This window comes from Nocardia aobensis NBRC 100429 (assembly GCF_000308375.1).
In the GTDB taxonomy this organism is placed as follows: Bacteria; Actinomycetota; Actinomycetes; order Mycobacteriales; family Mycobacteriaceae; genus Nocardia; species Nocardia aobensis.
Map to the genome: position 1 here is coordinate 1 of NZ_BAFQ01000133.1, position 13,445 is coordinate 13,445.

The 13,445-nt window shown below is 69.1% G+C and carries 11 protein-coding genes; 3 read left to right on the forward strand and 8 right to left on the reverse strand.

All coding sequences use genetic code 11. The features are described from left to right. The 3 genes from RJ03_RS16555 to RJ03_RS16565 all read right to left on the reverse strand — a co-directional run. On the reverse strand, window positions 1-619 hold a 619-nt coding region (locus RJ03_RS16555; protein ID WP_157163441.1), incomplete at its 3' end, for an LLM class flavin-dependent oxidoreductase. A 43-nt stretch (window positions 620-662) separates the two neighbouring features. Beyond that, the gene (locus tag RJ03_RS16560) at window positions 663-1,907 is read right to left on the reverse strand and encodes an LLM class flavin-dependent oxidoreductase (protein WP_036503383.1); all 1,245 of its coding nucleotides are present in this window, start codon (window positions 1,905-1,907) and stop codon (window positions 663-665) included. Further along, complete coding sequence (locus tag RJ03_RS16565) at window positions 1,904-3,178, reverse strand: acyl-CoA dehydrogenase family protein (protein ID WP_036503386.1); 1,275 nt, start codon at window positions 3,176-3,178, stop codon at window positions 1,904-1,906. Before RJ03_RS16565 ends, RJ03_RS16560 begins: the two co-directional genes overlap by 4 nt. A gap of 329 nt (window positions 3,179-3,507) precedes the next feature. On the opposite strand from RJ03_RS16565, the gene RJ03_RS16570 reads away from it, so the two are divergent. Both RJ03_RS16570 and RJ03_RS16575 read left to right on the forward strand, forming a co-directional pair. After that, window positions 3,508-5,328 (forward strand): ABC transporter ATP-binding protein, encoded by a 1,821-nt coding sequence (locus tag RJ03_RS16570; RefSeq protein ID WP_083870870.1) that lies wholly within the window; start codon window positions 3,508-3,510, stop codon window positions 5,326-5,328. After that, a complete protein-coding gene (locus RJ03_RS16575) occupies window positions 5,325-7,127 on the forward strand; it encodes an ABC transporter ATP-binding protein (protein ID WP_036503388.1) in 1,803 nt (600 codons plus the stop codon). The genes RJ03_RS16570 and RJ03_RS16575 overlap by 4 nt, the downstream gene beginning before the upstream one ends. 12 nt (window positions 7,128-7,139) lie before the next feature. Here the strand turns inward: RJ03_RS16575 and RJ03_RS16580 are convergent, their stop codons facing one another. Then, on the reverse strand, window positions 7,140-7,616 hold the full coding sequence (locus tag RJ03_RS16580) for a winged helix-turn-helix transcriptional regulator (protein WP_051024768.1): 477 nt from the start codon (window positions 7,614-7,616) through the stop codon (window positions 7,140-7,142). A gap of 77 nt (window positions 7,617-7,693) precedes the next feature. Between RJ03_RS16580 and RJ03_RS16585 the strand changes: the two genes are divergently transcribed. After that, window positions 7,694-8,554 carry an enoyl-CoA hydratase/isomerase family protein gene (locus RJ03_RS16585; protein ID WP_036503390.1) on the forward strand — a complete coding sequence of 287 codons (861 nt, stop codon included), beginning with the start codon at window positions 7,694-7,696 and terminating at the stop codon, window positions 8,552-8,554. 100 nt (window positions 8,555-8,654) lie between these two features. Here the strand turns inward: RJ03_RS16585 and RJ03_RS16590 are convergent, their stop codons facing one another. Genes RJ03_RS16590 through RJ03_RS16605 form a run of 4 tightly spaced genes read right to left on the reverse strand, consistent with a single transcriptional unit; the run spans window position 8,655 to window position 13,415 of the window. Beyond that, the gene (locus tag RJ03_RS16590) at window positions 8,655-9,689 is read right to left on the reverse strand and encodes an aldo/keto reductase (RefSeq protein WP_036503392.1); all 1,035 of its coding nucleotides are present in this window, start codon (window positions 9,687-9,689) and stop codon (window positions 8,655-8,657) included. Continuing rightward, window positions 9,686-10,726: an aldo/keto reductase gene (locus tag RJ03_RS16595; RefSeq protein ID WP_036503394.1), complete on the reverse strand. Its 1,041-nt coding sequence runs from the start codon at window positions 10,724-10,726 to the stop codon at window positions 9,686-9,688. Before RJ03_RS16595 ends, RJ03_RS16590 begins: the two co-directional genes overlap by 4 nt. Before the next feature lie 11 nt (window positions 10,727-10,737). Then, complete coding sequence (locus RJ03_RS16600; protein WP_036503396.1) at window positions 10,738-12,081, reverse strand: NtaA/DmoA family FMN-dependent monooxygenase; 1,344 nt, start codon at window positions 12,079-12,081, stop codon at window positions 10,738-10,740. Next, complete coding sequence (locus RJ03_RS16605) at window positions 12,078-13,415, reverse strand: LLM class flavin-dependent oxidoreductase (protein ID WP_036503457.1); 1,338 nt, start codon at window positions 13,413-13,415, stop codon at window positions 12,078-12,080. Before RJ03_RS16605 ends, RJ03_RS16600 begins: the two co-directional genes overlap by 4 nt. Window positions 13,416-13,445: the final 30 nt, after the last annotated feature.

Consider the following 13,445-nt stretch of genomic DNA (forward strand, 5'->3'; position numbering starts at 1 on the left):
ACGACGGACCGTCCAAGGGCCCGGCGACGCGATAGCCGCGGCCCTCGTGATCGATTCCCGCGATCAGCGCCGGATCGACGACCCGCGCACGCTCCCGATCGCCGAGCAGCGCCGCGCGGGGAAACGATTCCCACAGGCGGGCAAGGACTTCCGTGTACTCCGCCCAGCGTCGTCCGGGAGGCAGCGGAGGCGAGGGCACGGTGACCGCATCGCTCACCTCGTCACCGTCACCGGGACGCAGCACCACTCCCGAGCGGCCGCCGGTGGCCCGGTCGAAGGACAGCACCCGGCGGGCGACGTTGTAGGGCGCGTTGTGCGTGGTCGCGATATCGACCAGATAGCCGATATCGCCGGCCTGCCCGGCCAGATAGGCGGCGGCGATACTGGGATCGAGGGCGCGCCGGCCCCCGGCCGAGTCGAGAATCCGCAGGGCGGCGACACCGGCCTGCTGCGCGGCAGCGGCGATACGCGCCGCCCACTCGATCGACATGAGCTCACCGGCATCGATTGCCGATGCGGCAGCGCCGGAAGCGGATCGGGCGCCGGACTCCGAGGCGGTCGCATCCGATGCCGCCGCCCCGACGGCGACATCGATCAGGATCGGAACGGTGCTCATCATGCTGTCCTCCGTTCGGGCTGCGGGTCCGGGGCGAGCGGAATGCTCATCGCGCCACCTCCAGTGGTCCGCGGTCCCACACCCCCACGGGGACATCGGGAATTCCCAGACCGAGGTGATCGCGCAGCGTCCTGCCGTCGTATTCGGTGCGGAACAACCCGCGCCGGCGCAGTTCCGGGATCACGTGGTCGGCGAAATCATCGAATCCGGACGGCAATACGTCGGGCATCACGTTGAATCCGTCCGCCGCGCCGGCCCGGAACCACCGTTCGATGTCGTCGGCGATCCGTTCCGGGGTGCCGACCACGATGCGGTGCCCACCGCCACCGGACAGCTTCTTCAGCAGCTGCCGCAGTGTCGGGCGCTCCCGATCGATGATGTCCTTGACGACCCGGTAGAAGGTTTGCGAACCGCCGGCGTCGTCGGGTTCGGGCAGCAGGCCGGCGGGGATGCGCTCGTCGTCGGCGAGACCGTCCAGCGAGATGCCGAGTTGTCCGGCCAGCCGGGTCCGCGCATAGGCGTCGGGCAGGAGTTCGTCGAGCAACTCACGGCGCCGAGCCGCCTCCGCCTCGGTGCTGCCCACCACGGTGGACAGCCCGGGCAGAACCACGATCTCATTCGGATTCCGGCCGAACGCCCGTGCGCCGTCCCGCAATTCGGTGCGGAACGCCCGCGCGGTGTCGAGGTCCTGTTCGGCGGAGAAGATCACCTCCCCCACCCGCGCGGCCAGCCGCTTACCGTCACTGGAGCCACCGGCCTGCACGACCACGGGCCGGCCCTGCGGCGAACGGAATTCGGTGCGCTCGGCCCAGCTCGCGACGACCCGCTCGACGAATTCCGCGGCCCGGCGATACCGCAGCGCGTGGTCGGGTTCGGCATCGCGGCCGAAGTTGCGCGCAGCGACGGGCCCGGCCGTGGTGACCACGTTCCAGCCGAAGCGGCCACCACTGAGATGGTCGAGATCACCGAGGCGGCGGGCCAGTTCGACGGGATCGTTGTACGACGACGAGAGCGTGGCGATCAACCCGATCCGCTCGGTGCGCGCCGCGATCCGGGCCAGCACCGTGGTCGGCTCCAGATTGTTGCCCGGGCGATATTCGATGCTCGGATCCAGCGCCGGCCCGTCGGCGAGGAATACCGCGTCGAGGGTGGCTTCCTCGGCCTTCTTCGCGATCGAGGTGTAGTGGTCGATGCCGTAACTGGCCAGCGGGTCGGTCCCGGGGAAGCGCCACGACCCGCCGAACACTCCGGCGTTGAGGATGTTGACGTTGATGTGCAGACGGTCGCTCACCGGTCGTTCCCCACCTCGGCGGCCGCCTCGCCCGCATCGGCGACCGAGGGCCGGTCCCGGTAGTAGCCCGGCTGCGGCGTCACCCCGTTGACCAGATGATCGCCGATGAGCCGCGGTTTGTAGACGACGGGGTTGTGCGAGGCGAGCGTGCGCGCGTTGCGCCAATGGCGGTCCAGGTGCACGCTGTTGCGCACCGCCGAGGAGCCGAGTGCGTCGAAGGCGGTGGTCGCGGCGTCGAGCACCGCCTCGATGACAGCCACCTGGGCCGCGGACGTCTCGACGTACGCGTACCCGAAATCGGCCTCCGCCCCGCTGGTGTGGGCCGCCTCCAGGGTCACCGCGGCGTGGCGCAGCAGGGTTTCGGCGGTGCGGCGCCGGACCTCCAGCCGCCCGACGACACCGAGCACCTCGGGATCCTCGGCGGCGTTGCGGGTCAGCGCGTGCAGACTGGTGCGCGTGCGCCCGCGCACCAGATCCACGGTTTCGGCGACGATACTGCGCGCGATACCGGTCAGATTCGCCAGATGCACGATCTGCACGAACGAGTCCAGACCGCGCAGCGACTCCCGGTAGCGGCCGATGTCACCGTGCTCCTCGACCGGAACATCGTGGAAAAGTGTAGTGCCACTACCGGTTTGGCGTTGCCCGATACCGTCCCAGTCGTCGGCGTGGGTGACCCCCGGATGGTGCGCGGGCACGACGACGAAACCGCGATTGCCGTCCTCGTCGGCCACCGCCGCGCGGATGAAGTCGGCGAAACGCGAGCCCGTGGAATAGAACTTCGTTCCCGAAACGAGCCGCCGGCCGTGTTCGTCGATACGCACCCGGGTGGTGGTCGAGCCCCATTCACCGGTCACGGTGCCGGCGGCCTCCGCCGCGGCGATCACGGCCGACGGTTCCGATTGCGCATTGCCGAATACCGCGCCGGCGCCGATCCGGTGCAGCCAGTAGGCCCGCACCTCGGAGTCGGTTTCGGCGCGCAGGATTTCGGTGGTGGTGAAATGTCCACGCCAAATCTGCGGAATGTTGGAGTCGGCGCGGCCGGCTTCGGCGAGCAGATCGAACAGTGTCGGCAGGTCGACGTCGAAGCCGCCGAATTCGACGGGCACCCGCAGGCGTCCGAATCCGGCGTCACCCAGTGCGCGGATCAGTTCGTCGGGGTGTTCGAAGGACAGGTCGCGTTCCCCGGCGCCCTTCGCGAATTCGGCCAGCACCTCGCGGATGCGTACCAGTGCTTCGGCCGGCGAATCCGGTCGTGATATCGGGGTCATGACAGTCCTCCTGGAGCCGGAATCGTCCGCGGCCTGAGTGGTCGCCACAGTGGAACACCCGAGCCGGGAGAAATCGACGGGTGCGCTCACGATGATTGAAATCCCTTGCCCTGCCTAATCATTGACGCCCGAAGCATTCAGTTGAACTGAACGATTCGATAAGCGGAACTGTCTTGTTCTCCCCCGGCCGGGACACCGATGGTGGTTTTGGAATCACGCCGATCAAGTTCGTTGCCATAAACAACGAACTTCGCGACAGTGGACGAATCGACAGATGAGGAGGTGCCGGTGGCACGCGTGGCAGATTCGGTGCACCGGCAGTCGGCTTCATGAGCATGGGGGGCAATCCCGTCCTGGCCGTGGCGGGGATCGAGACCGAGCGGGGCGCGAACACGCTGCGCCGCGGGCTGGCGAGCCTGGCGCGCGGCTGCCGCCGGCATCCGCGGATGGCGGCGATCGCCTTCTTCTGCAGCATCGTCAACGGCGGCTGCATGGTGCTGGGCGCCAAGGCGGTGGGCTGGTGTACCGACCACATCGTGGTAGCCGGATTCGCCCACCACGGGTTCGGGTGGGCCGCCGGGGCCGTCGGCGCCGTCTTCGTACTCGGGGTCTCGCTGCTGCGAGCGGTCACCATCATCGGGCGGACGGTCGCGACCGGGAACATCCAGTTCGGGTCCACCGCGGCGGCCCGCAAGGCCGTGGTCGCGCAGTATCTACGCCTGGGTGTGTCCTGGCATCGGCGTCACCAGGCCGGATATCTCGTCTCGCATGCGGTTTCCGACACCGAGATGGCCTGGGATCCCATGCAGCACTTCCCGTTCGCCGTCGGCATGACCGGGATGCTGACGCTGGTGATGGTCGATATCGCGCTCGCGGACGCCTGGCTCGCGGTGATCGCCGTGATCGTCATACCGCTGGTACTGGCCGCGAATCTCACCTATCAGCGCGTGCTGGCACCGCGAGCACAGCGGGCCCAGCAGCAGCGCGCCGTACTCAGCGCTCTGGCGCACGAGGCGATCGAGGGCCGTCAGGTCATCGCCACCCTGGGCATCACCGACCAGGAGATCGCGCGGTTCGAGGCATCGGCCGACCGGCTGCGGGTGGCGAATCTGCGGGTCGGCGGCGCCACCGCGATCTTCGAACCGGCGATCGAGCTGCTGCCGCCGCTGGCCGCGCTGGTGATCCTCGCGGTCGGGGTCGGCCGCATCGAAGCCGGGCAGCTCGGCGTCGGCACGCTCGTGGAGGTCGTCTATCTGCTGATCACCACCGCGATCCCGCTGAACGTCCTGGCGCGCTTTCTCGGGGTGCTCCCCCTGGGCGTCGCCGGACAGGACAAACTGGCGGCCACCGCGGCCGAAACCGAACGCCCCGCGCAGGGGCGATGTCGGCCCGGACTGCCTGTCTCCGGAAGCGCGGTCCATCTCACCGCGGCCGAATTCGGCTACACCGCGGCGCGGGTGGTGCACGACATCGCGCTGTGTATTCCGCCCGGCGGCCTGGTCGCCGTCGTCGGCCCGACCGGCTCCGGGAAGACCACCCTGCTGGCCCTCATCGCCCATCTGCTGGAAGCCGATCGGGGCACGGTAACCGTCGACGGCGTCGACACCCGCGAGCTCAGCCCCGCGGCATTGCGCGATCGCACCGCCCTGGTGACGCAGAACGCCTTTCTGTTCACCGACACCCTGCGGGCCAACATCACCCTCGGCGCGACCGCCGGCGACGACGCGGTCCGGCGCGCGCTGCGTGTGGCCGGCGCGGACGATTTCGTCGCGGCGCTCCCCGGCGGGCTCGACACCGTGGTATCCGAATCCGCGCAGCTGTCGGGCGGGCAACGGCAACGAATCGCTCTGGCCCGCGCGGTGTTTCGGAGACCGCGCCTGCTGCTGCTGGACGACACCACCTCCGCGTTGGACCCTCTGGTCGAGCACACCGTGGTGGAGCGGCTACGCACGGAATACGCGGGAACCGACCGGCACACCACCGTCGTGCTGGTCGGCCATCGGGCCGCGACGATCTCCCTCGCCGACACCGTCGTCTACCTCGAGGCCGGTCGCATCGTCGCGCACGGCCCGCACGAGGAACTGGCGGCGACCGTACCCGGGTATCGACATCTGCTCGGCGCCTACGACACGGCGGAGACTCTGCGATGACATCTGCTGTAGCGCACCGTGATTCGATTCCCGCACTGCTGCGCCGGCTCGACCGCCACGCGCCCGTGCCGCGCCCCGCACTGCTGGGTATCGCGCTGCTGGTCGTGGTCGCCGGCGGCGGTCGCATCGTCATCCCGGTCACCATTCAGTACGCGCTCGATCACGCCCTGCTCGCCGACACCACGCCGTCCGCGCGGTCCCATATCGTGTTCGCGGCGGTCGGTGTCGGCGTGGTGGCAGTCCTGGCCGCGATGCTGAGCTCTTCGCTGGTGAACCGCCGCCTGATCCGGATCGTGGAACGATTCCTGTTCGAATTGCGCACCGCGGCCTTCACCCGCGTCCTGCGTCGTGATCCCGCCGACCGCGGCGCCGATTCCGGCGGCGACCTGGTCGCCCGCGTCACCAACGACCTGGACATGGTCACGGTCTACGCGCAGTCGGGCGGAGTCACCCTGGTGCAGAACATCTGCCAGATGGTGCTGGCTCTGGCCGTGATGGCGGTGTACTCGTGGCCGCTGGCGGTGCTGGTGCTGATCATCGGCACGCTCGTCCCGATCGCCGGTCGCCGGTTGCAGCGACTGGTATCGCAACGCTTCGACGCGGTGCGCGTGCGCATCGGCGAACTGTACGCCGGACTACTGGAACTGCTGCTCGGCATCGACACCATCCGGGGCTACGGCATCGAGGAGCGGATGCGCGCGGGTACCGAGCGGCGCATCGACGCCGTCCTCACCGCACAGCGGAAAACCCTGTGGCCGGTGGGATTCAACATGTCGGTCGGTGAGTGGGCCAGCGGACTGATCACCACCTCGGTGATCGTGGTCGGCACCGCCGCGGGCATCGGCCCGCTGCACGCGAGCGCCGGTGACATCGTGGCATTCCTGTTCCTGGCCACCTTCTTCGTGCGGCCCATGCAGTTCGCCGTCACCAGCCTCGCCGATGCCCGCAACGCCGAGGCCGGACTGCGCCGGGTGGCGGCCGTTCTGGACGCTCCGACCAGCTCGCGGACGCCCCGGCATACCGCCCTTCCGTCCGGCGCGGCGACCGTCGAGCTGGCCGGGGTGACGTTCGGCTACGTGCCGGGAAGGCTCGCGCTGGGTCCGGTGAATCTGCGGATCGGCGCGGGTGAGCACATCGCGGTCGTCGGCGAAACCGGTTGCGGTAAGTCCACATTCGCGAAACTGATCACCCGGCAGCTACTGCCCTCGGGAGGGCGGGTCGCACTGTGGGATATCGATACCGGCGACATCGACGGCGGGGTGCTCGCGCGGCGGGTGGCGATCGTGCCGCAGGATCCGTTCCTGTTCGACCGGAGCATCGAGGACAACATAGCGCTCGGGCGCGACGGCGCCTCCCGGGAGGCGGTGCTCGACGTGCTGGACCGGCTCGGCCTGCGCGAATGGATCGACCACCTTCCCGACGGCCTGCAGACAGTGGTGGGCCGCCGCGGCGAAGCGCTGTCGGCGGGTGAACGGCAACTGGTCGCCCTGGCGCGCACCGCCCTGACCGATCCGGATCTGCTGGTGCTCGACGAGGCCACCAGCGGCGTCGACGCGGCCACCGATGTGCGATTGCAGCGCGCCTTGGTGCAGCTGACCTCCGGCCGCACCACCGTCACCATCGCCCACCGGCTGCACAGCGCGGAGATCGCCGATCGAATCCTCGTCTTCCACGCGGGCCGGATCGTGGAAGACGGCCCCCACGAGCAGCTTTCGACCGCCGGAGGCCGCTACGCCAGGCTGCACGCCGCCTGGGCGCCCGATGCCGCGAACCGTTCCCGCGGGGAGCTCATCGGCTGAGCGCCGACACCCTCACTCCGGCCCGCCGGCGACCCGCCGAATCGATGCCCCGGCGATCACCTCGATATCGGCGGGATCGCAGGCGGGCGTGTCGGCGGGTACCACCGCGGCGACGACCTCTTGCCCGGTGCGGCCGTCGACAAGGCGCACCGGCGGGCCTTCCGGATCCGCGAGATAGCGGTCGCCCCATTGCGTCAGGCCCACGACCACGGGATACAGATCCCATGCCTTTTCGGTGGGCAGATACTCGTACCGTTCGCGCCGTCCGTCGGCACGGTAGGGCCGCCGCTCGGCGAGCCCCTGGTCGACCATGTCCGCCAGCCGCTTGCTGAGCACCGAGGTCGACACCCCCAGATGCTGCTGGATGTCTTCGAAACGCCGGACGCCGTTGAACAGTTCGCGCAGGACGATCAGCGTCCACCGGCTGCCGACCACCTCCAGTGCGCGGACCACCGGGCAGTTGTCCAATCCGACCGATGCCCATTCCATGGCGGCGATTCTACCGGTTGAGTTCTGAATGCGAAGTCAGCTAGGGTCTGAGTTCTACAAAAGAAGTCAGGAGTGTCATGTCCGCTCACTTCACCGCTCTGACCGTCGATTCCGACCGCGGCGTCACCACCGTGACCATCGACCATCCCCCGGTCAATCTGCTCGACGAAGCACTGGTAGCCGACCTCGACCGGCTGCACACCGAATTGCGCGACGATCCCGGCACCCGGGTCGTCGTCTTCGCGAGCGCGAACCCGGAATTCTTTCTCGCGCACGGCGATATGCGTCTGGTCACCGATCCGCAAGCGCTCGAAACCTATGCCACCGGTCCCGGGCCGACCCTGCTCGAACGCTACCGAGCTCTGCCGCAGCCGACGATCGCGAAAATCACCGGACGGGCCCGCGGCGGTGGTGCGGAATTCCTGCTCGCACTCGATTTGCGTTACGCCGCAATCGATCACGCGTGGTTCGGCCAGCCCGAGGTGGCGCTCGGCATCTTTCCCGGTGGTGGCGGCACACAGCTGCTGCCACGGCTCATCGGCCGCTCCCGGGCGCTGGAGGTCGTCCTCGGGGCGCAGCTCTACGACGCGCGCACCGCCGAACGCTACGGCTGGATCGACCGCGCCCTGCCCGCCGATGAACTCGACGCCTTCGTCGACGACCTCGCCCGCCGCATCGCCGGTCATCCCCCGGCCGCGGTCGCCGCCGCCAAACGCGCCGTGCGGGCCGCGGGCGAGCTGCCGTTGACCGAGGGCCTGGCCGCCGAGCTCGAGCTGCTCATGCCGCTGTTCACCGGATCCGATGCGGTACAACGGTTTTCCGCCGCACTCGAGGCGGGCGCGCAAACCCGCGCCGGGGAGCTCGAGTTGGAAGAGTTGATCGAGCGCACCGGCTCGGCCACGCCACAACCGTCGCGCGGTCGTCACACCGGCGCCTGAACTAATCGTGCAAACCTCGACGAGATTGCGAGAAAACTGCGTAACAGGGCCAAGTTTGCACGATTAGTTCAGGCCTCCCGAGGCGGCGGACCGAACCGCGTCAGGCCGAGCGGCGCAACGCCGGATCGGCGAGGGCGTCGGGGATCTTGCCGGTGTCGCGTTCGTGGAAATACGTACCGGGCGGGACGATCTCGTCGATCCGGTCCAGCACCTCGGATTCCAGCACCACATCGGCGGCGCGCAGGTAGGTGTCCAGATGCTCGCCGGTGCGGGGGCCGATGATGATGCCCGAGACGTCCGGATGCGAACCCGCGAAACCGATCGCCAGCTCGATCAGGCTCAGGCCCGATTCCTCGGCCAACCGGCCCAGCGCGTCGGCGGCGGCCAGTTTCGCCGCGTTGGCCGGGGCGTCGATATCGAAGCGGCCCGGGATCAGGTCCGCGCGGTGCGATGCCGGCTGGTCGGCGCCGATCCGGTACTTACCGCTGAGCCAGCCGGCGGCCAGCGGACCGTAGGTGAGGACGCCGAGACCGTATTTCCTTGCGATCGGCAGAGTTTCGCGTTCGATGCCACGGACCAGCAGCGAGTAGGGCACTTGTTCGCTGACCGCGCGGTGCCACCGGCGCCGATCGGCCGACCACTGCACCTCGATCAATTCGGCGGGCGAGAACACCGAGGTGCCGTAGTAACGGATCTTGCCCGCGCGCACCAGATCGTCGAGCGCACCCACGGTCTCGTCGATCGCGGTGATCGATTCCGGCCGGTGCACCTGATACAGGTCCAGATGATCGGTGCCCAAGCGGCGCAGCGAATCCTCCACCGCGCGCACGATCCAGCGCCGGGAGTTACCCCGATGCGACGGATCGTCGTCGACCGAATTGTGAAATTTGCTGGCCAGGATCACCTGGTCACGACGACCGGCCAGCGCTTTGCCGACGATGATCTCCGATTCACCCCGCGAGTAGGTGTCGGCGGTGTCGATGGTGTTGATCCCGGCGTCGAGTGCGCGATGGATCAGGGCGACGGATTCCTCGTGGCTGGTGTTGCCGCGCGCCCCGAAGTTCATGGCGCCCAGGACGAACGGGCTGATCCGCACGCCGGTGCGGCCGAGGGTGCGCAGGTCGGACAGGCTCATCGGCGGGCTCCTGGCTGGTGGCGGCGAAGGGTGGATTCGGTCAGTGACGGCGGCAGGTAGCCCTCGTCGGCGGGGCTGATCGTGACGCCGGGCGCGACGATCTCGTCGATGCGGTCCAGCACATCGGTGCTCAAGCGCACGTCGACCGCGCCGAGCTGGCCTTCGAGCTGGTCGAGGGTGCGTGGTCCGATGATCACCGAGCTCACCGCCGGATGCTGCAGGACGAACGCCAGGGCCAGGTGGACGAGCGAGAGCCCCGCCTCGTCGGCCAGTTTCGCGAGCTCCTCGGCCACGGCGCGTTTGCGCTGATTCACCGTCAGTGCCGGATCGTGACGATGCGGCTGGCGTTGCAGCCGTGAGGATTCCGGCGCCTGCCCACCGTCGCGGTAGCGTCCCGACAGCCAGCCACCGGCCAGCGGACTCCAGGTCAGCACCCCGAGCCCGTAGCGCTGGGCCACCGGCAGCGTGGCCCGTTCGGCACCGCGCGCCAGGATCGAATACGGCGGCTGTTCACTGACCGGCCGGTGCAGCTGCCGATCCTCGGCCACCCATTGCGCCTCCACCAGCTGATGGGGTTCGAACGTGGTGGTGCCGTAGTAGCGGATCTTGCCGGCTCTGACGAGATCGTCGAGCGCGCCCAGCGTTTCCTCCAGCGGGACGTCCGGATCGGGCCGGTGGATCTGATAGAGATCGAGGTGATCGGTGCCGAGGCGGCGCAGGCTGTCCTCGACCGCGCGCAGAATCCAGCGGCGCGAATTGCCGCGGCTGTTCGGATCGGTGCCGATCTGCCCGTGGAATTTCGTGGCCAGGAACACCTCGTCGCGCCGGCCCGCGAGTGCCTTTCCGACGATCTGCTCGTTCTCGCCCTGCGAGTACACGTCGGCGGTGTCGACCACCGTGATGCCGGCGTCCAGTGCGCGATGGATGATCCGGATCGCGTCGTCGTGATCGCGGTTGGCCCAGGCGCCGAAGTTCATGGCGCCCAGGGTGAGTGGGCTGACCAGTACACCGGTGCGGCCCAGATAGCGGGATGTCATGCGGTGGGTTGTCACTTTCTGTCGGCGGCCGCGAGGGCCGGTGCGAAGGAATTCGACGGCTCCGCCAGCCCGAGGTGGTGACGCAGGGTGGTGCCGGTGTATTCGCGCCGGAACAGTCCTCGGGTGCGCAGCAGCGGCACCACCTGGTCGACGAAATCGGCCAGCGACGCCGGCAAGACGGCGGGAATGATGGTGAGCCCGTCCACCGCGCCGGTACGAAACCAGTGCTCGATGTGGTCGGCGACCGCGTCCGGCGTAGCGGCGACGACACGGTGACCGCCGAGGAATTCGGTCAGCAACCGCCGCACGGTATATCCGGTTTCGGCGGCGTACCGGGTCAGCGAATAGAAGAAGCCCTGCGGGCCGATCCGCCCCTCGGGCAGCGTGAGCAACCGTGGCGGCAGCGGTGCGTCGAGATCGAGCACCTCGTCGGGATGTCCGAGCCAGGCGGCCAGCGATCGCACCGGATCGCTGTCGGGGTGCAACCGCTGCTGCAGCCGATCGAACGCCGCCTGCGCCTCCCGCTCGGTCGAGCCCAGCACCGGGATCAGGCCGGGAAGAATCCGGACAGCATCCGGATCGCGGCCGGAAGCTGTTGCGGCGCTGCGGATCTCGGCGGCGAACTCCTGCGCACCGGTCAGGCTCAGATGGGTGGTGTAGATCGCCTCGGCCCACGCCGCGGCGAAGGACCGGCCGGGCCCCGACGCACCCGCCTGCACGAGCACCGGCCGCCCCTGCGGCGAGCGCGGCACGTTCAGCGGCCCGGCGACCCGGTAGAACTCACCGTCGTGGTCGACCGCGTGCACCCGGGCCGGATCGGCGAACCGACCGGCGGCCTGGTCCCCGATGAGGGCGTCGTCCTCCCAGCTGTCCCAGAGCCGGAGGGTGAGGTCGACATATTCGGCGGCACGCCGGTAACGCTCCTCCCGCTCGGGCAGGTCGTGGAGACCGAAGTTGCGGGCGGCATCCGGGGCGAAGGTGGTGACCACGTTCCATCCCGCCCGGCCGCCGGAGATCCGGTCCAGCGACAGGATTCGCCGCGCCAGGTTGTAGGGCCGGTTCAACGTCGTCGTGGCGGTGGGGATCAAGCCGATCCGCTCGGTACTCACCGCCAGGGCGGAGGTGAGCAGGATGGGATCGAGGGTGGCCGCCGGCGCGCGGGCGATCGACGGTTGCTGCACGGGGATGTCCGGGAACAGCAGCCCGTCCAGCGCACCCCGTTCCGCGATCTCGGCCGTCCGGCGATAGTGCGACAAACGGATGAAGGCGTCGGCGGGCAGATCGTCTTCGCGCCAGGCCGCGGGGTGGTAGCCGGAGCTGCCGACATTGACGAAGAAATGCAGTTCGCGCGTCATCGCGCCACCTCCGGGGTGCGGATCGGTTCCGGTATCGGCAAGCCGAGATGCGATCGCAGTGTGCTGCCGCGGTATTCGGCGCGAAAGACGCCGCGCCGCTGCAGAATCGGCACCACACCCGTCACGAAGTCGTCCAGGCCGCCGGGGAGCACATCGGGCATCAGGTTGAATCCGTCGGCCACCCCGGCCTCCACCCACTCGACGATGGTGTCGGCGACCTGCTCCGGTGTGCCGGTCACGATGCGGTGCCCGAGCCCGCCGCCGAGGCGTCGCAGCAGCTGCCGCACGGTCAGGTTCTCGCGACGGGCCAGGTCGACGGCCACCCGGCGGAAGGTGTGCGAACCACCCGCCGCCCGCGGATCGGGGAGGCTGTCGAACGGCAGCGGCGAATCCGGTTGCAGCACTTCCGGATCCACACCGAGTTGGTCGGCCAGACGATTGAGCGCGTATTCGGTGGGCACCAGTTCGTCCAGCAGGGCTCGGCGCTCGGCCGCCTCACGCTCGGTGGCGCCGATCACCGTGGACAACCCCGGCAGCACCAGGAAACTGCCGGGCGGACGGCCCGCCGCTGCCGCGCGCGCGGACACATCGCGTCGGTACTCGGACGCTTCGGCGACGGTCTGCGCGGCGGTGAAGATCACCTCGCCGACCGTCGCGGCGAGCGCCCGCCCCGCGTCCGAGGCGCCGGCCTGGACGATCACCGGCTCACCCTGCGGTGAGCGCGGGACGTTCAACGGCCCTGCCACATCGAAAAATTCACCGCGATGGTCGATCCGGTGGATGCGGTCCACATCGGCGAACCGGTGGGCCGCTTTGTCCCCGACGAGGGCGCCGGGTTCCCAGCTGTTCCACAGTTGGCGCACCACGTCGACGAATTCGGCCGCGCGGCGATATCGCGTGGCGTGGTCGAATTCGTCGTCGTAGCCGAAATTGCGGGCCGATTCGGCGCCGGCGGTCGTGACCACGTTCCATCCGGCCCGGCCGCCGCTGAGCAGGTCGAGCGTGGCGAAGCGGCGCGCGACGTCGTACGGATCGTTGTAGCTCGACGACAGTGTCGCGATCAATCCGATCCGTTCGGTAGCCGCCGCCACGGCGGCCAGGATCACCGACGGTTCCAGGCTGTTGAACGGCCGGAACCGGATATCGTCGCGGAGCGCGGGCCCGTCGGCGAGGAAGATCGCGTCGAACTTCCCGGCCTCCGCAGTCCGCGCGATCCGCACATAGTGGTCCAGGCCGAAACTCGCCTCCGGATCGGCCCCCGGGAAACGCCACGCCCCGCCGAAGACGCCCGCATTGAGAATATTGACATTGAGATGGACCTGGCGACGCGCCACGGTCACTCCTTTCCGGATCGCCGGCCCAGC

Excerpts from the sequence above, each read along its gene's own strand:
- RJ03_RS16565 (WP_036503386.1), bottom strand. The coding sequence starts at position 3,178 with ATGACCCCGATATCACGACCGGATTCGCCGGCCGAAGCACTGGTACGC.
- RJ03_RS16570 (WP_083870870.1), top strand. The coding sequence starts at position 3,508 with ATGAGCATGGGGGGCAATCCCGTCCTGGCCGTGGCGGGGATCGAGACC.
- RJ03_RS16575 (WP_036503388.1), top strand. The coding sequence starts at position 5,325 with ATGACATCTGCTGTAGCGCACCGTGATTCGATTCCCGCACTGCTGCGC.
- RJ03_RS16580 (WP_051024768.1), bottom strand. The coding sequence starts at position 7,616 with ATGGAATGGGCATCGGTCGGATTGGACAACTGCCCGGTGGTCCGCGCA.
- RJ03_RS16585 (WP_036503390.1), top strand. The coding sequence starts at position 7,694 with ATGTCCGCTCACTTCACCGCTCTGACCGTCGATTCCGACCGCGGCGTC.
- RJ03_RS16590 (WP_036503392.1), bottom strand. The coding sequence starts at position 9,689 with ATGAGCCTGTCCGACCTGCGCACCCTCGGCCGCACCGGCGTGCGGATC.
- RJ03_RS16595 (WP_036503394.1), bottom strand. The coding sequence starts at position 10,726 with ATGACATCCCGCTATCTGGGCCGCACCGGTGTACTGGTCAGCCCACTC.
- RJ03_RS16600 (WP_036503396.1), bottom strand. The coding sequence starts at position 12,081 with ATGACGCGCGAACTGCATTTCTTCGTCAATGTCGGCAGCTCCGGCTAC.